Annotated in this window: 15 protein-coding genes and 1 pseudogene; 9 read left to right on the top strand and 7 right to left on the bottom strand. The window is 70.2% G+C overall.

Annotated features, from left to right (window positions below; genetic code table 11):
- Window positions 1–64: 64 nt before the first annotated feature.
- From ACFWWQ_RS08785 to ACFWWQ_RS08770, 4 genes are all read left to right on the top strand, one after another.
- Window positions 65–1069, top strand: coding sequence for a TauD/TfdA family dioxygenase (locus tag ACFWWQ_RS08785; protein WP_384592350.1), 1005 nt, complete (start codon window positions 65–67; stop codon window positions 1067–1069).
- Window positions 1066–2109, top strand: a complete 1044-nt coding sequence (gene sbnB / locus ACFWWQ_RS08780) for a 2,3-diaminopropionate biosynthesis protein SbnB (protein ID WP_384592347.1) — start codon at window positions 1066–1068, stop codon at window positions 2107–2109. The genes ACFWWQ_RS08785 and sbnB overlap by 4 nt, the downstream gene beginning before the upstream one ends.
- 36 nt (window positions 2110–2145) lie before the next feature.
- On the top strand, window positions 2146–3132 hold the full coding sequence (sbnA, locus tag ACFWWQ_RS08775; RefSeq protein WP_384592345.1) for a 2,3-diaminopropionate biosynthesis protein SbnA: 987 nt from the start codon (window positions 2146–2148) through the stop codon (window positions 3130–3132).
- A 200-nt stretch (window positions 3133–3332) separates the two neighbouring features.
- Entirely contained in the window at window positions 3333–4400 is a 1068-nt protein-coding gene (locus ACFWWQ_RS08770) for a DUF5954 family protein (RefSeq protein ID WP_384592342.1), read from the top strand.
- A gap of 48 nt (window positions 4401–4448) precedes the next feature.
- On the opposite strand, the gene ACFWWQ_RS08765 is transcribed toward ACFWWQ_RS08770, so the two are convergent.
- Window positions 4449–4616 carry a hypothetical protein gene (locus ACFWWQ_RS08765; protein ID WP_384592339.1) on the bottom strand — a complete coding sequence of 56 codons (168 nt, stop codon included), beginning with the start codon at window positions 4614–4616 and terminating at the stop codon, window positions 4449–4451.
- Between the two features lie 170 nt (window positions 4617–4786).
- Between ACFWWQ_RS08765 and ACFWWQ_RS08760 the strand changes: the two genes are divergently transcribed.
- Window positions 4787–5323, top strand: coding sequence for a hypothetical protein (locus ACFWWQ_RS08760; protein WP_384592336.1), 537 nt, complete (start codon window positions 4787–4789; stop codon window positions 5321–5323).
- A gap of 369 nt (window positions 5324–5692) precedes the next feature.
- On the opposite strand, the pseudogene ACFWWQ_RS08755 reads toward ACFWWQ_RS08760, so the two are convergent.
- From ACFWWQ_RS08755 to ACFWWQ_RS08730, 6 genes and pseudogenes are all read right to left on the bottom strand, one after another.
- A pseudogene (locus tag ACFWWQ_RS08755) lies at window positions 5693–6517 on the bottom strand (ATP-binding cassette domain-containing protein); the annotation flags it as partial.
- 58 nt (window positions 6518–6575) lie between these two features.
- Window positions 6576–8258 carry a CocE/NonD family hydrolase gene (locus ACFWWQ_RS08750; protein ID WP_384592333.1) on the bottom strand — a complete coding sequence of 561 codons (1683 nt, stop codon included), beginning with the start codon at window positions 8256–8258 and terminating at the stop codon, window positions 6576–6578.
- A gap of 429 nt (window positions 8259–8687) precedes the next feature.
- Complete coding sequence (locus tag ACFWWQ_RS08745) at window positions 8688–9281, bottom strand: snapalysin family zinc-dependent metalloprotease (RefSeq protein ID WP_384592330.1); 594 nt, start codon at window positions 9279–9281, stop codon at window positions 8688–8690.
- 281 nt (window positions 9282–9562) lie between these two features.
- Window positions 9563–10933: a glutamate decarboxylase gene (locus ACFWWQ_RS08740; protein WP_384592327.1), complete on the bottom strand. Its 1371-nt coding sequence runs from the start codon at window positions 10931–10933 to the stop codon at window positions 9563–9565.
- 152 nt (window positions 10934–11085) lie between these two features.
- Window positions 11086–11502 (bottom strand): hypothetical protein, encoded by a 417-nt coding sequence (locus ACFWWQ_RS08735; RefSeq protein ID WP_384592816.1) that lies wholly within the window; start codon window positions 11500–11502, stop codon window positions 11086–11088.
- A 57-nt stretch (window positions 11503–11559) separates the two neighbouring features.
- Entirely contained in the window at window positions 11560–12318 is a 759-nt protein-coding gene (locus ACFWWQ_RS08730) for a GntR family transcriptional regulator (protein WP_384592324.1), read from the bottom strand.
- Between the two features lie 267 nt (window positions 12319–12585).
- On the opposite strand from ACFWWQ_RS08730, the gene ACFWWQ_RS08725 reads away from it, so the two are divergent.
- From ACFWWQ_RS08725 to ACFWWQ_RS08710, 4 genes are read left to right on the top strand one after another with little or no spacing between them, the layout of a single operon-like run.
- Entirely contained in the window at window positions 12586–13695 is a 1110-nt protein-coding gene (locus ACFWWQ_RS08725; RefSeq protein ID WP_384592813.1) for an ABC transporter substrate-binding protein, read from the top strand.
- The gene (locus ACFWWQ_RS08720) at window positions 13692–14618 is read left to right on the top strand and encodes an ABC transporter permease (RefSeq protein WP_384592321.1); all 927 of its coding nucleotides are present in this window, start codon (window positions 13692–13694) and stop codon (window positions 14616–14618) included. Before ACFWWQ_RS08725 ends, ACFWWQ_RS08720 begins: the two co-directional genes overlap by 4 nt.
- Window positions 14606–15436: an ABC transporter permease gene (locus ACFWWQ_RS08715; RefSeq protein WP_384592318.1), complete on the top strand. Its 831-nt coding sequence runs from the start codon at window positions 14606–14608 to the stop codon at window positions 15434–15436. Before ACFWWQ_RS08720 ends, ACFWWQ_RS08715 begins: the two co-directional genes overlap by 13 nt.
- Entirely contained in the window at window positions 15433–16569 is a 1137-nt protein-coding gene (locus ACFWWQ_RS08710) for an ABC transporter ATP-binding protein (protein ID WP_384592314.1), read from the top strand. The genes ACFWWQ_RS08715 and ACFWWQ_RS08710 overlap by 4 nt, the downstream gene beginning before the upstream one ends.
- Window positions 16570–16655: the final 86 nt, after the last annotated feature.

Raw genomic sequence — 16655 nt, 5'->3', positions numbered from 1 at the left:
GGCCACCGCGCCACCCCGCCACCGAGCAGTCCGTCACCCGTCACCCGTCACGGAAAGAGGCCCCATGCCATCGCCCCCTTCACCGCCCCTGCCCGTCCCTCTCCTCCAGCCCGACCGGCCACCGGTTCTCCCCGTCGAGCCCGGTGGCGACCCGGCGCGCTGGGCGGCCCGCCACCGGGACGCCCTGCGCGCCCTCGTCACCGAACACGGCGCCCTCCTCGTCCGCGGCCTCGGGCTGCGCGACGCCGCCGGAACCGCCGCGGTCTTCGCCGGCCTCTCCGACGACCTGATGGCCGAGACCGAGAGCTTCGCGCCCCGCCAGGCCCGCGCCACCGGCACGTACACCACCACCCCGTGGCCCCCCAACCAGCAGATGTGCCCGCACCACGAGCTGAGCTACGCCATGGAGTTCCCCGGCCTGATGTTCTTCGCCTGCCTGACGGCTCCCGACGACGGCGGGGCGACGGTGGTGGCGGACGCGTCCGCCGTCCTCGACGCGCTGCCCCGACGGCTGGTCCGGCGGTTCGCCCGGCAGGGCTGGCTGCTGACCCGTACCTACAACGGCGAGATCGGCGCCTCCGTCGGCGAAGCCTTCGGCACCGACGACCGCACCGCCGTCGAACACCACTGCCGCGCCCACGCCATCGCCTACCGCTGGCAGCCGGACGGCACCCTCTGCACCCGCCAGCGCCGCAGCGCCGTGGTCCGCCACCCGGCCACCGGCCGACGCTGCTGGTTCAATCAGGTTGCCTTCCTGAACGAATGGACGCTCGCCCCCGACATCCGCGAGTACCTGGTGGACAGCTACGGCCCCGACGGCCTGCCGTTCAACACCCGCTACGGCAACGGCGACCCCCTCGAACCGGAGACCGTCGAGCTGCTCAACGGCGTCTACCAGACCCACACCCGCCGCACACCGTGGCGCTCCGGCGACCTGCTGCTCGTCGACAACGTCCGTACCGCACACGGCCGGGAGCCGTTCCACGGCCGCCGCGAAATCCTGGTCGCCCTCGCCGACCGGGTATCCCTGACCGACTGCTCGCCCACCATCGAGGTGACCGCCGTATGACCATCACCCCGCACCCCACCGCCCACACGCCGTCGTTCGCGGTGATCCCCGGCAACCAGGTCCAGCGCGCCCTGACCGGACGGGCCCGGGAGATCGTCGACCTCGTCGAAGCCACCTACCGCCTGCACGGCGACGGGCACTCGGTCAACCCGCCCTCGTACTTCCTGAAGTTCCCGGACCGCCCCACCTCCCGCATCATCGCGCTGCCCGCCTCGCTCGGCGGCGGCTCCCCGGTGGACGGCATGAAGTGGATCTCCAGCTTCCCCGCCAACGTCGGCGCCGGGATCCCCCGCGCCTCCGCGGTGCTGATCCTCAACGACCACGACACCGGCTACCCGTTCGCCTGCCTGGAGAGCTCCATCATCAGCGCCACCAGGACGGCGGCGTCCGCGGCGCTCGCCGCCGACCGGCTCAGCCGCGGCCGCCCCCGCCCCCGCCGCATCGGCTTCTTCGGCACCGGCCTGATCGCCCGCTACATCCACACCTACCTGGCGGAGACCGGCTGGGAGTTCGACCACATCGGGGTGCACGACCTGTCCCCGGACAGCGCGGCCGGATTCCGCCTCTACCTGGAACAGTCCGGCGCCGGACCGGTCACCGTCCACCACGGCGCCGAGGACCTGATCCGCACCAGCGACCTCGTCGTTTTCGCCACCGTCGCCGGACAGCCACACGTCGACGACGTCTCGTGGTTCGACCACCACCCGCTGGTGCTGCACATCTCCCTGCGCGACCTCGCCCCCGAAATCGTCCTCGCCGCCGCCAACATCGTCGACGACATCGAGCACTGCCTCAAGGCGGCCACCTCCCCGCACCTCGCCGAACAGCGCACCGGCAGGCGCGATTTCCTCACCGGCACCCTCGACGACGTCACGGCGGGCCGGGTGACCGTCCCCGCCGACCGCACCGTGATCTTCTCCCCCTTCGGACTGGGCGTCCTCGACCTCGCGGTCGGCCGGTACGTCTACGACGAGGTGGTCCGCGCGGGCGAACTCCGCCGCGTCGACGACTTCTTCCACGAACTGCGCCGCCATGGCTGACCGGCCGGGAGCGCTGCCGCCGAGGAGGGACGCAGCATGACGATCATCTCCGGGCCCGCGGAGTTCAACGCGGAGGACCTCTACGTCGACCTGCGGCCGATAGTGGACCACTCCCTCTTCCTCAAATGCGAGGGCTTCAACTTCGCCGGTTCCATCAAGCTCAAGGCGGCCGCCGCCATGGTCGAGGCGGCCGAACACGACGGCACCCTCAAACCGGGCTCCGTCCTCGTCGAATCCTCGTCCGGCAACCTCGGCGCGGCCCTGAGCATCATCGCCGCCAGCAAGGGCTACGGCTTCCTGTGCGTGACCGACGCGCGCTGCAACCTCTCGGCGCGCCGGTTCATCGAGGCGATGGGCGGCCGGGTGCACATCATCGCCGAACCGGCGGCCACCGGCGGCCTGCTCGGCGCGCGAATAGCCCACGTCAGAGCGTTGTGCGCCGCCGACGACCGGTACGTATGGCTCAACCAGTACACCAACGCCGGCAACTGGAAGGCCCACTACCGCACCACCGCACCGGGCATCGCCCACCACTTCCCGCACCTGGACGTCCTGTTCGTCGGCGCAGGCACCACCGGCACCCTGATGGGCTGCGCCCGCTACTTCCGCGAACGCCACCCGGCGGTGAAGGTCGTCGCGGTGGACAGCGTCGGCTCGGTGACCTTCGGCGGCGAACCGGGCCGCCGCATGATCCCGGGCCTGGGCACCAGCGTCCGCCCGGCCCTGCTCGACGAGTCCTACGTGGACGAGGTGATCCACGTCGAGGAGGCCGACACCGTCCGCGCCTGCCACCGCCTGGCCCGCCGCGGCTTCCTCTTCGGCGGCTCCACCGGCACCGTCGTCAGCGGCGCCACGGCCTGGCTCGCCCGCCATGGCACCCTCCGCCTCACCGCCGTGGCCATAGCCCCTGACCTCGGCGAACGCTATCTGGACACCATCTACCAGACCAACTGGCTGCACGCCCTCTACGGCGAGGACGTCCTCGGCCCCGACCCGGTCACCCCGGACCTCGAATCGGCCTGACGCCCCTGGACGGACACCGCCCGGGCCCGGGCCCCCGGGCCGGGCGGCGCCCCGCCTGTCCTGATCCCGCTCACTCGTCCGAGTGGAGGTCGGGGAGAGCGGGGTGGGGTTCCGGGGAACGCCTGTGGGGCTCCCTCCGGGGTCGCCAGGATGAGCACATGAGTCATGGTGAGGTGAGCCCGGGCCGGAGCCGGCCGGTCGTGATCAGATACCCGGACGGCCCCGTCGAGGCCGTCATGGAGGCCGACGCGCTCGACGCGATGTCGGACGTCGACGCGATGCTGGTCCGGGGCCCGTTGTTCGGCGTCGCGGCCCAGAGCCCCGAGGACGCGCCCCGGTGGCGGGTGGTCGTCCCGGTGACGGCGAGCAGCCCCCAGGAGGCCCGCGACAGCCTCAACTCGTGGCTGTGGTTCCGGGCGAAGGACGAGGCGCAGAGCAGAGCGGAACGCCGGGCCCTGCTGGCCGGGGTCGCCCGGCTGGAGAAGGAGCCGGTCGACGAACTCTCCGTCCAGGACACGCGCTACCGCGTCGTACGCGCCGAGGAGTACGCGGGCAGCGGACGCGACGGCATCGAGCAGCCCCGCGCGACCGACCCCGAGCCCGCCGTCCCCGACTGGGAGCGCAGCGTCCGCGACCGGATCGACGACAACCTGCTCCTGGACCCGGAGGAGCCGGTCACCCCTACCCAGGCCGCCGAACGCCTGGCCCTGCGCGCGCTCGTCTACGCCGGATCCCGCTTTCCCGAGGAGGTGTGCCGCGACTCCGAACTGATCCGCGAGAGCCATCCCGACGTGCTGCTGCTGCCGCCCGCGTTCCGGGTCGTGGAGAAGGACGACATCGGCTGGAAGACGGGCAGCGGTCTGCACGCCAGCGCGCACGAGGCCCGCAAGACCCTGGACTTCTCACTGACCTGGTTCGCGCCACGCCAGCAGGGACTCATCCCGTGGGACCTGCCCGACCGGACCGCCGACGCCCGCGCGGTGGCCGCCGAGAGCGATGAGGCCACGGCCGGTGAACTCGCCGAGTACCTCCGCGCCGCCGACCGCCTCCGCACCGAACGCGCCAACCAGATCGAGGTGCGGGGTACCGTCCACCGCATCTGCCGGGCCCGCCGCCTGCTCCGCTGGGGCCCGGACGGTCCCGAAGGACCTCGCCCGTCCGACACCGACAGCCACCTCCCCGACACGCTCCACCCGTTCCTCGACGAGGACGGCGTCGTGCACTTCGACCACGAAGGCGACGACAGCGACGGAGCCGACGACGTCTGACGGAGGCGTGCGGGGCGGCACCACCTCCCGGCGCCGCCCCGCCCCGCGTCACGCCTTCCGCGCGAGCCCACCGACGATGAGCTGTTCCCAGACGGTCAGTTCGGCCTCCGCCGCCCCGGCGTGGAGCGGGGCCGACGCCACCTCCGGGCGCCACAGGGAGAGAGGAACGGTGCACGCCGTGGTCCACGACCCCTCGCGCTGGTTTCCCCTGCGCACCGAACGAGTGTGTGCGCATGCGGAGTTGTGTCCCAACGGGTTCGTCACATTTCCGGGGCTTGATGTGCTTGTGGGCAGGGGGCCGATGGGATCGACATCGAAGGAGGCCGTATCAGCGAGTTACGGTGACATCACGCTGCGCTGCCCATGCTCAGCGGGGGAGGAATTCTGTGTCTTCGCCATGTGGTCCCGAGCACGCCGCTGTCGGCGACGTGGGTACGGCGCTCATGATGGTCGACTCCCGGCTCAAGTCGATCTACGACCGCAACCAACAGAACGACGCCGAACAGCGGGCGCTGAACGACCAGTTGATCGCCTCCATGGGGCCCGGCGACGCCGATGACGTCCTGGACGGCGCGTGCACGCTCATCTATATGTTCATGCAGTGGCTGCGCAGGGCCTACGAAGAGCACGACAAGGACGTCATCGAGTGCGTGGTGCCCAACCTGGTGGGGACGATGCGCGTGATGACCAGGAGCATCCGCCCCGAGACCATCCCCACCATGACCGGCCTGCTCGTCGCCGCGGCGCTCGACCTGAGCCCCAACCTGTGGCGCAAGCAGTACGGCTACTGGACCAAGGAAGAGATGAACCCCTTGGAGGCCACCGCGTTCCTCCTCGCGGAACACATCAACCGCATCACCGATGACCGGGACTTCGCGACCCGGATCATCACGGATGCCCTGACCCGTGTGGACGAGGGCTGACGCGTAGGCCGGCATGCAGTGGGCGCCACCGGGTGACGGCACGGCATCGGCTACCCCGGCACCGGCACCGGCACCGGCTTCGGACCTGGCCAGGGTGCCGGTGCCGGGCCCGGCCGTGTGCCGGAACACCAGCTCGCGCGTGGAGTCGGTCAGCACCAGCCGGTGGAGCACCTCTGGGGTGAACCACCGGAGGTGCAGGACGCGCCGGGCCCGGTCGATGACCGCGTGTGGCGGTGCGGGGGCCGGGCTTCCCCTTCATCGGCGGCCCATGGAGGCGGACCGCCGACGAGGGGAATCGTCAGCGACGCCGACGCGTGCGGAGCCACGGGCAACCCGCGACCGGGCCGGGCTCCGGCGCCCCGGGACCGCTTACGCAGGCGCCCCGTGCCGATCACCGTCACCACGCGCCGTATCGGAAGTGATCTGGCAGCCCAACAGCTCCCGGAACAGCCCGTCCTCCTCGGCGAGTTGTCGGTACGTGCCCTCCTGGATGACCCTGCCCCCGTCGAGGACGACGATCCGGTCGGCCACGGCCAGGTTGGTGAGCCGGTGGGTCACCAGCAGCACCACCTGGTCCCGGGCCAGGGACCGTAGCCGCTGGAAGACCCGGAATTCGGCCAGTGGATCCAGATTGGCCGTCGGCTCGTCGAGGACCAGCAGTCCCGCTTCCCGGAAGAAGGCCCGCGCGAGGGCGATGCGCTGCCACTGACCGCCGCTCAGCTCCTCCCCGTTGAGCCACTCGCGGGCGAGGAGAGTGTCCAGACCCGAACCGAGCGCCTCGACGACCTCGTCGGCGCCGGCCGCCTCGCACGCCTCACGCACCGCCGTGTCACCGCGCGGCGAAGGCTGCCCCAACGTGACGTTCTCGCGTGCGCTCAGCGGCCACCGCGCGTACTCCTGCGGTACGAGGGCGACCTGTTGCCAGAGCGTCTGCGGATCGGCTTCGCCGGTGGGGACGCCGTCCCACCGGACCTGCCCGGAGCTGGGCAGATACAGGCCGCTGACCAGCTTCGACAGCGTCGACTTCCCCGAACCGTTGAAGCCCACCAGCGCGGTGATCTCGCCCCGGTGCAGGGTGAGGGAGACGTCGGACAGCGCGGGACGGTCCTTCCCGGCGTAGTGGTGGGTGACCGACGTGATCTCAATCTTCTCGGGCGGCCCGGCGCGGTGTGTGCCCCGCCGCAGGGGATTTCCGGGCCGAGGGGGCCCGTTGGCCTGTTTCGTCTGCGGTTCTCTCCGGCGGGCTGTCGGCCTACAGGGTCCCGGAGCTACGGGGGAGTGTGAGCGTCGAGTCGGCGTGGAGCGTGACGTGCACGGGCGTGAACGTGATGGCGTCGAGTGGGGAGTGGCCGGTGCCGGGGTGGCGGGCGTAGCGCGGGTGGGCGCCTGCGCTGATCTGCCAGCGGATGCGGTGCCCGGCGGCGAAGCGGTGGGCGGTGGAGCTCATCGGCACGGTGACGTGCGCGGGTGTGTGTCCGGTGGTCCGGACCCGGCCGAGTCCGTCGCAGACGTTGACGGAGCGGCCTTGTCGGTCGACGTCGCACAGGCGGGTGAAGACGTCCGTGTAGCCGGTGTCCGTGGAGATGCTCAGCCGCGCGACGACCGGGCCGAGGATGTCCACGGGTTCGGTGAGGGGCGGTCCGGTGAACGTCAGGACGTCGTCCCGGGCCTCCAGGCCGCTGTTGTCCTGGGGACCGGCGGTGCGGGAGAGCAGCGGGCCGCCGACGGACGGGGTGGGGTCGGCCGGGTCGTAACGGAAGGACGCGAGCGGCGCGGAGTCTGCGGCGGCCTGCGGGGTGAGGCGTTGGCCCGGGGCGGGGTGCCATGTGGTGGGGGAGGCGGGCGGTGGCCAGTCGGCGAGGTCCCGCCAGGCGTCCTGGCCGCCGATGTGGACGCGTACCGGGGTGGGGCGCAGGTCGGCGCGGTCGGCGCACAGGTGGGCACGCAGCCAGGCGAGGCTTGCGGCGAACACGGTGGGCCAGCCTTGACGGAGAGCGGAGGTGTGCGTCCAGGGGCCGACGAGCAGGGCGGTGTCGCAGCCTGCCCGGCGGAGCCGGTCGTACTGGGCGAAGGTCTGGTCGGCAAGTCCGTCGTGCCATCCGGTGATCAGGGCTGTGGGGACGTCGAGGCGTTGGGCGGGTTCCGCCGGTGAGGCGCCGTACCAGTAGGGGTCTTCGGGGTCGGGGTGGGCCATCGCCGCGTCCAGCCAGGGCAGTTCGCCGAGGGTGGAGGTGTATGCGCCGCGCAGGGGTCGCGCGGTGACGATGTCGCGCAGGCGGCGCTGCAGGCGCAGTGCGGCTCTCAGGAACGGTGCCGTGCCCTGGTGCTGGTAGGCCATGCCGACCCCGACGGCGAGGGCGTTCTCCAGATGCACCGCGCCGTCCGTGTGGAACAGGGCATGGGGGTCGTGCAGTCCTACCTGTACCACCATGGCCTTGAGTTCCGGTGGCGGGTCGAGGGCGAGGGCCCATTGGACGTAGCCGAGGTAGCTGGGGCCGATGGTCCCCAGCGTTCCGTTGAACCAGGGTTGCCCGCGCAGCCAGTCCACCGTGGCCTGGCCGTCGGCGGCCTCGTTGCGCCACAGGTCGAACGTGCCGCCCGAACCGCCGGTGCCGCGGCAGCTCTGCAGTGCCACGTGGAAGCCCTGTTCGGCGAGGAGGAGTCCGTACAGAGGGGACCACGGCAGGCCGCGGCCGTAGGGCGAGCGGACCAGGAGGGTGGGGAAGTCGCCCTCCGCCCGCGGGAAGTAGTGGTCGGTGACCAAGGCGCTGCCGTCGCCGCCCGGCACCATCAGCCCCGGCTCCCATCCGGCCTCGAACCGCCGCGTCGGCAGGCCGCGCCAGGTGGCCCTGAGCATCCGTGAGGACAACGGCGGCTTCCCGGCAGGCGGCACCCAGGCCGCTCCGTCCACGGCACCGTGCATGCGTGACGACATCGTTTCCCCCTTCGATCCTGCACTGCATTATTCCGTACGCTGTACGAGAATAGGGGATGTTTGGATGGCGTCCACAAGAGCCACCTCGGACCACCAGGGAAGGAATACGAGACCGTGCCCCACGGTGCACTGCCCGGCCCCGCGGGCATCGACCCCGAACAGCTCTGGTGGGCGGCCCGTCGAGCCCCGCCGCGGCCGCAGGCCCTCCTTCAGCCGGGAGGCGATCATCGCGGCGGCCGTGGCCCTGGCGGACGCGGAGGGGCCCCGGTCCATGACCGGGCCCCACGGCTCTCAGCGGTGACCGAGGCCAAGCCTCCGCGGCCTCTGCAGGCGGCGCTGATGCCCCACGTTTCGCTTCGCCCCGGTGGGTCGGTGTCCGCTCGCCGGTGCTCGCGCGCGTTGTCCGGGGCGTATGTGCTGCGCAGTTGGTCAGCGTGCGGGGGTGAGGGCGGGGGTGCGCCAGATGTCGATCACGACGTGCCGGCCCTTCAAAGGTGCTGCCGCTGCGCCGCCCGCGTAGTTCTTGTCGACCTGCGCTGCCTCGGCCGCATCCGGTTTGGCATTGGTGCAGGAGGGGCCGGGGCCGTGGCCGGACATGATCTCCGAGCAGGGGCCGTCGTAGTCGTCGGGCAGGCCGAGGATGTGCCCGGTTTCGTGGGTGGCGACCCGGGCCAGGTCGTAGCCCTCGGACACCGCTTCCTCGCCGAGCTGCACCTCACCGTTGCGGCCACCGGGGAGGATCGGGCCCAGCGTCGACTGGGGCCAGCCGTCGGTTGCTCTGTAGACGTAGTCCGCCGAACCGGGTGAACTGGCGGGCTGCAGCTGCACGTTGTGCACGGCGGCGTTCCAGTTCTGCGCGGCCTGCTTGATCGCGTCCGCCCACTTTCCTGCCCCGTTGGCGTCGTACGTCAGCGTGACGACCCCTGCGGCCGCCTTCGGCTCAGGCTGTGCCGAAACACCTCCAGCCGTGGTGCCCAGCATGGCGGGGAGCAGCGCTGCCGCGGCGACTATGCGATGGATCATGACTACGCCTCCTCAAGCATCGGTTGCCTGGCAAGCGATAAGGGCACCACGCTGAAAACGGCCACCACAAGTCGGCAACCGGCCGCTCTCGCACTCTCAACTCCGTTGAGCATCAGGCGAGTTCAGCGGCTATTTCGCTCTATGGCAGGTTCGCGTACCGGAAGCCCCGGATGCAGAACGGCAGCAGGCACCGCAGAGCAAAAGGCCCGGCCGGCCGGACGCACCGGCCGGCGTGGGCCTTTGCTCTGCCGAAGCGGCCCGCCCGAAGCGAACCGGGCCGGTCAGGTGTGGGAGAAACCGGATCCGGCCTCGTGGGCCGGCGGGGTGGCGGTGAGCCGTTCGACCGTATCGGCGAGGGCGGCCAGGAGGGATTCCGCGAGGTCGCGCCCGAAGCCCTCGCGGACCACGATGCGCAGGACGGCGACCTCTTCGGCGTTCGGCGGCATGGTGTAGGCGGGTACCTGCCAGCCGTGGCGGCGCAGTTCGTCGGAGACGTGGAAGACCGTGAACCGGCTCGCATCGCTGAGCTTGAACGACACGACGGGGATGTCCGTGCCGTCGCTGATCACGTCGAACACGCCCAGCTTCGCGATGCCGTCGGCGAGGTGGTGCGCGGTGTCCCGCAGGCCGGTCATGACCTTGGTGTAGCCCTCGCGCCCCAGGCGGACGAAGTTGTAGTACTGCCCGACGACCTGGTTTCCGGGACGGGAGAAGTTGAGCGTGAAGGTGGGCATGTCGCCGCCCAGGTAGTTCACGTGGAAGACCAGGTCCTCGGGCAGGTCCTCGGCCGCGCGCCAGACGACGAAACCTATGCCCGGGTAGGTCAGGCCGTACTTGTGGCCGGAGACGTTGATCGACTTCACTTGCGGGAGCCGGAAGTCCCACTCCAGGCCGGGGTGGAGGAACGGCGCGACGAAACCGCCCGACGCCGCGTCCACATGGATGGCGATGTCGGTGCCGTGCGCGGTGTTGTAGGCCACGACCTTGTCGTGGATGGCCTTGATGGGCTCGAACTCGCCGGTGTGGGTGGTTCCCAGGATCGGCACCACGCCGATGGTGTTCTCGTCCACATAGGTCATGGTCTCGTCCGCGTCCACGGTGAACCGGTCGGTGGCCACCGGAACATAGCGCGGCTCGATGTCCCAGTAGCGGCAGAACTTCTCCCACACCACCTGGACGTTGGAGCCCATCACCAGGTTCGGACGGTCCGTGGGAAGACCGGCCGCCTGACGACGCCCGCGCCACTTCCACTTCATCGCCAGACCGCCGAGCATGACCGCCTCGGAGGAACCAAGAGTCGAGACGCCGACCGCGTCACCCTCCACCGGCGCGTGGAAGAGGTCCGCGACGATGTTGACGCAGCGGCGCTCGATCTCCGCGGTCTGCGGATACTCGTCCTTGTCGATCATGTTCTTGTCGAACGTCTCGGCCATCAGCTTCTCGGCCTCGGGATCCATCCACGTCGTCACGAACGTCGCCATGTTCAACCGCGAACTGCCGTCCAGCAGCAGCTCGTCATGGATCATCCGGTAGACCGCCTCAGGCGCCGCCTCCTGGTCGGGCATCCTGTTCTTCGGAACCTGCACGCTCCCCAGACGCCCGGTGTAGGCCGGATCGACCAGCGACTCGCTGCTGTCATGACGGTGCACCACAAGAACTCCCGCGTCGGTTGGCTCGGCATGGCGGACCGCCCGCCCGCCGTGCCTCAAGGATCCGGACCCGGACACGACGAGCCGCCCGGACCGCTGTCTGCCACGAGGGACGAGCGGGAGGCCGGTCCGGTTCACTCCGGCCCCTGTGACCTTCACAGCCCGCCCCGCCCTGCGCTCCCACGGCCTCCGGGACGCCGCCCGCCGCGCGACAGCGGCCGGGCAAGGGAGCGGAACAAACCGTACGCGGACGGCAACCACGCGACCACGGAGATCCACAGCAGAACCCGGCCGAGGGCATCCAGCCACGGGACCGGCACCGCCATCGCGGTGGAAAGGGCGGCCACCGCGGTCATGGCGAGCGGGAAGACCGTGGACCAGCGGCGTACGTCGTACGCCGGGCGCGGCCGGACAACCTCCCCGCACAGCAGCACCACGTACCAGACCAGGGCGAACGCGAGCAGGACGAAGTCCGCCGCCCGCAGAGCCGTCGCCGCACCGCCCGGCCACACCCCCGAGGCAAGAAGCTTGGACCCGGCAAGCGCCGAGATCGCCATGGCCCCACCCGCGATCCAGTGATCGCCCGGCTTGTTCGGTCACGGCCGACCCGCCGCCTTTGGGGCGATCGGTCAGCCGCGTCGGCGCAGCAGAGCCGTCGTCGCCACTGAATTGTGCACCGTGAAGGCAATCGTGCCCGGCACAAAGCGGTCGTCCGACCACAGCAACGGTCTACCCGCCTGGTCCGTGGCCCGCCGTCGCTCTCGCATCAGTGGCGCGCCGGGAGCGCAGCCGAGCAGGCGCGCATCGTCGGCCTCGGCGTGGACGAGGTCAATGGTGTGTTCCGTGTCCGCGAACACCACTCCCTTCTCCGTCAGCGACTCGGTGTGTGACATCGCATCGTGCTCAAGGCGGGCGATCACGGCACCGATGTGCTCGGGGTAGAGGGTCCGCTCGATCATGATCGGAACACGCGACAGCGTCCGTAGCCGCAACACCCGGTAGATCTGCGCCCCAGGTTCGAGGCCGAGTTGCTCGCGCTCCGCCGGGCTGGCCGGACAGCTTTCGATGTCGATCGTGCGGCCGCCCGGTTCCTCTCCGAGCGCGCGTGCCCAGCGGGTGAAGCTCAGCAGTTCGAAGAAGCTCTGGGTGCGTGCGGTGCCGAGCACGACGCGCCGCGTGCCCCGTCTGGACGTGACCAGGCCGTTGGCGCGCAGCACCGCCAGCGCCTGACGGACGGTGCCGCGTGACACGCCGTACTGCTGGGCGAGTTGTTCCTCGCTGGGCAGCCGGCCGTCCGACCCGAAGGTGCCGGCGGTTATGGCCTCACGCAAGTCGGCCGCCAACCGTCGGTACCGGGCTCCAGTGGTGCCGCCCCCCGCGACCGCCAAGGCGTTCTCCTTACTCTCAGCCGCCCATCGATGCTCTGACACGTGACCCTATCCGCTCACCGGGCCTGGCTCACCGGCCGGGCGCTCTCGCTGCGCGGCCGGCGAATGTCTTCCCGCGAGGCTCATCGGCCCGCTCCTCGGCGTTCACCCTCCATACACGGGCTCCCGACGTAATGGGCCAAGTTGTACAGCCAACTTTTGCCCCTTCGGGAGACCCCTGTGAGACTGCACCGCGTACGCTCGGCGGGCCTTGCCTGCTCCGTTGCCATGGCCACGCTCGGGCTCAGTGCATGCGGCCTGACCAGCGCAAATGAAACCAATGGCAGCGGCAGCAAGGCCGCGACCGCCACCTCGGCAAAGGACTTCGGCGGCATGGACGCCCTCGCCGCTGCTGCGAAGAAGGAGGGCAAGTTGAACGCCATCGCCCTTCCTCGTGACTGGGCGAACTACGGCGAGATCATCGACACCTTCGAGAAGAAGTACGGGATCAAGGTCGAGGTCGAGAACCCCGACGCCTCCAGCCAGGACGAGATCACCGCGGCCACCTCCCGCAAGGGCCAGGACCGGTCTCCGGATGTCATCGACGTGGGCAGCGCCTTCGCCGTCAGCGCGGCTGAGCAGAACGTGCTGGCGCCGTACCGGGTCAGCGCGTTCGACCAGATCCCGAAGGCACAGAAAGACGCGCAGGCCCGCTGGTACAACGACTTCGGCGGCTATGTCTCGATCGGCTGTGACGCGAACCGCGTCAAGAAGTGCCCCAAGACCTTCTCCGACCTGCTGGATCCGCAGTACAAGGGCCAGGTCGCACTGACCGGCAACCCCACGAAGTCCAGCTCGGCCTTCGGCGCCGTGTACGCCTCGGCCCTCGCCCGCAAGGGTTCCTTCGACGACATCAAGCCCGGCCTGGACTTCTTCGCCGGCCTGAAGAAGGCCGGCAACTTCAACCCCGTCGAGTCGAGCCCCGCGACCATTCAGAAGGGCGAGACGCCGATCAGCATCACCTGGGACTACCTCAACACCGGGTACGCGGACGATCTCCGCGCCAAGGGCGTCGACTGGAAGGTCAGTGTCCCCTCCGACGGCGCGTACGCCGAGTACTACTCGCAGGCGATCGTGAAGTGGGCACCGCACCCGGCCGCAGCCCGCCTGTGGCAGGAGTTCCTGTACAGCCCCGAGGGCCAGAACCTGTGGCTCAAGGGCCACGCCCGCCCGGTGCTGATGCCGGCGATGCAGCGGTCCGGGACTCTCGACGCGGCCCTCGCCGCCAAACTCCCGCAGACACCCGGCAAGGGCAGGATCGCCTTCCCGACCGGGGGCCAGATCAGCAAGTCCAAGCAGGCCGTCGTCCAGGGCTGGGCCCAGGCAGTCGCCGGATGAGCGCCATCCAGACGGCCGGGAGCGACAGCCGGACCCGCTCCTACGGCAGCAAGGCCGGCCTCGGGCCGCCCCGGCGGCGCGTCCCGCGCGTGGCGGGCTGGCTCGGTGCCGCGCCGCTGCTCGTCTTCGCCACCGTAGTGTTCGGCCTGGTTCTCGGGACGATGGTGGCCGGCGCCTTCACGACGCCGGATTCCGCGCCGGGAGGGGCCCGCCTCACCGGCGCGAACATGAGCGCCTCGCTGCACGGCCCCTACCTGACCGCGTTGATCGGCAGCGTCAAGCTCTCCGCCATCTCCGCGTTGATCGCCACCGTGGTCGGTCTGCCGATCGCTCACGTGGTCGTGACCTCGCGCTTCCGAACCCTGCGCGAGGCGGTCCTGTCCGCATCGGGCGTACTGGCGAACTTCGGCGGTGTGCCGCTCGCGTTCGCCTTCGTGGCCACGCTCGGCAACGCCGGCGTTCTGACGAGCCGATTCCACCTGCTCGGCCACGGCTGGAACCTCTACAGCTTCTGGGGTTTGACCTTGGTCTACCTTTACTTCCTGATTCCGCTCATGGTGCTCACGCTCACCCCGGCTCTGGAGGGGTTGCGGCGGCAGTGGCGGGAAGCCGCCCGCAACAACGGCGCGAACGCCTTCCAGTACTGGATGCATGTCGCGCTGCCGATCCTCATGCCCTCGCTGCTCGGCGGCTATGTGCTGCTGTTCGGCAGCGCGTTCAGCGCCTACGCGACCGCCGCAGCGATGGTCGGCAGCTCGGTACCGCTGGTCACCATGCAGATCGCGGACGCGCTGTCCGGGAACGTCCTGGTCGGCCAGGGCAACGTCGCACTCGCGCTCGGTGTCGACATGGTGCTGGTCGCCGGGCTCATCGTGGCCATTCAGCTGCCGCTGCAACGTAGGAGCGCGCGATGGCTCGCCTGACCACGCTCCGATACGGGCGCACCGCCGTGTTGTTGCTCACCGGTGCGTACTTCCTCGTTCCGCTCGTATGCTCCGTCGCCTTCAGCACCGGCGTCGGCGTCCCAGGCCAGCACATCGGTTTCGAGGCATACACCGGCATCTTCGCCGCCAACGGCTTCACCGACAGTCTCGCTCTGACTCTGAAGCTGGCCACCGCCACCATCGTGCTCGTCCTGGCTCTGCTCGTGCCCGCTCTGGTCACGGTACGGCTGGCCGCGCCACGCCTGCGCACACTCGTCGAGATCGCGTGCCTGCTGCCGCTGGTCGTACCCGCTGTCGCCCTGGTCGCCGGATTCAGCGCGGTGCTGAGCTGGGGATCGGACCATGCCGCCGGTACGCCGCTCTTCCAAGCTCTGGTCGCGCTCCAGAATCCGAACTTCCCCCTCGTCCTGGTTCTCGCGTACACACTGATGGCGCTGCCGTTGGCGTACCGCACGCTCGACACCGGGCTCGCAGCCATCGACCTGCGCATGCTCGTCGAGGCCGCCCGGGCCTGCCGGGCGCCGTGGCCGCGCACCCTCCTGCATGTGGTACTGCCCAACCTGCGCGGGGCGCTGCTCAACACGGCGTTCCTGACCCTGGCACTGGTGCTCGGCGAGTACACCGTCGCCGCGATCCTCGGCTACCAGCCTTTCGCTGTGTGGATCCTCGCTATCAGTGGTTCGCAGGCTCAGATGTCGGTGGCTGTGTCGGTGATGGGTCTGCTCGTCACCTGGATGCTGCTGCTGCTGGTCGTCGCCTCAGCCGGACGTGCTCGCCGTCTCAAGGAGACTTCATGACTGACCTGACAAACGATCTCCGAACCATCAGTGGGACGCGGACCGGTGCGACCGTCGAGTTCTGTGGGCTGGAACGCTCATTTGGTGCCACGACGGCGTTGGACGGTCTGGACCTGAGGGTCGAGCCGGGCGAGTTGGTGGCACTGCTGGGCCCGTCCGGTTGCGGCAAGACCACTGCACTGCGGGCCCTCGCCGGATTCGAGCGGCCCGACTCGGGCATGTTGTTCGTGGACGGCGAGGACATTTCGGGTGTCCCTGCCCACCGCCGTGACGTGGGGATGGTGTTCCAGTCCTACAGTCTCTTTCCGCATCTGACTGCCATGGACAACGTCGCTTTCGGGTTGCGGATGAGTGGTGTGGGCAAAGCCGTGCGGCGGGCTCGCTCAGCTGAACTTCTGGAGCTGGTCGGTCTGCCGCAGTGCGCCGGTCGCTTCCCGCATCAACTGTCGGGAGGTCAGCAGCAGCGGATTGCTCTGGCGCGGGCTCTGGCGTTGCGGCCACGGGTGCTGCTGCTCGACGAGCCGTTGTCGGCGCTCGATGCACAGGTGCGTCTGACGCTCCGTGAGGAGATCCGCCGTCTCCAGCAGAAACTGGGCATCACCACCCTGTTCGTGACACATGATCAGGAGGAGGCGTTGTCCATGGCCGATCGGGTCGCGGTGATGCGTGCCGGAAGGCTGGAGCAGTGCGCACCTCCGGCGGAACTGTACGAACGTCCTGCGACTGCGTTCGTTGCCGAGTTCGTGGGGGTGATGAGCCGGATCCCGGCCCGGGCCGGGGCGGACGAGGGGACCGTGGAGGTGCTCGGTCGCACGCTGCCCGTCCACGGGAGGCTCCCGGCCGCTGCCGAGGCCGTGGGTGGAACGGGTGAAGTGGACGTCCTGGTACGGCCGGAGGCTATCGAGGTCGCGGCGGACGGCACGGGCACGTCCCGCATCGTGGGGGCGGCGTTCCTGGGTGCGACGACGCGGCTGACCGTGCGGCTGACCGGTGGCGGTGAGGTGATGGCCGATGTGCCGGCCTACGCCGTGGCCACGCTCCCGGTCGGTGCGGCGGTGACGCTGACGCTGCCGGACCGCCCCGTGCTCGTGGACCGCCACCGTCGAGGAGACAGTGGCCGTGACGGGAGATGACGGTTGCCGTCGGCGTCCGGCCAGCGACGCCGTCGATTCGGACCGACCCCCTGATGCCCGGCAGCCGACACGCAGAGCCCGTGCCT

It is taken from the genome of Streptomyces sp. NPDC059080 (genome assembly GCF_042739975.1).
Taxonomy (GTDB): Bacteria; Actinomycetota; Actinomycetes; order Streptomycetales; family Streptomycetaceae; genus Streptomyces; species Streptomyces benahoarensis.
Note: the sequence above shows the minus strand (reverse complement) of the source record. Positions and strands in the feature narration are given on the sequence as shown.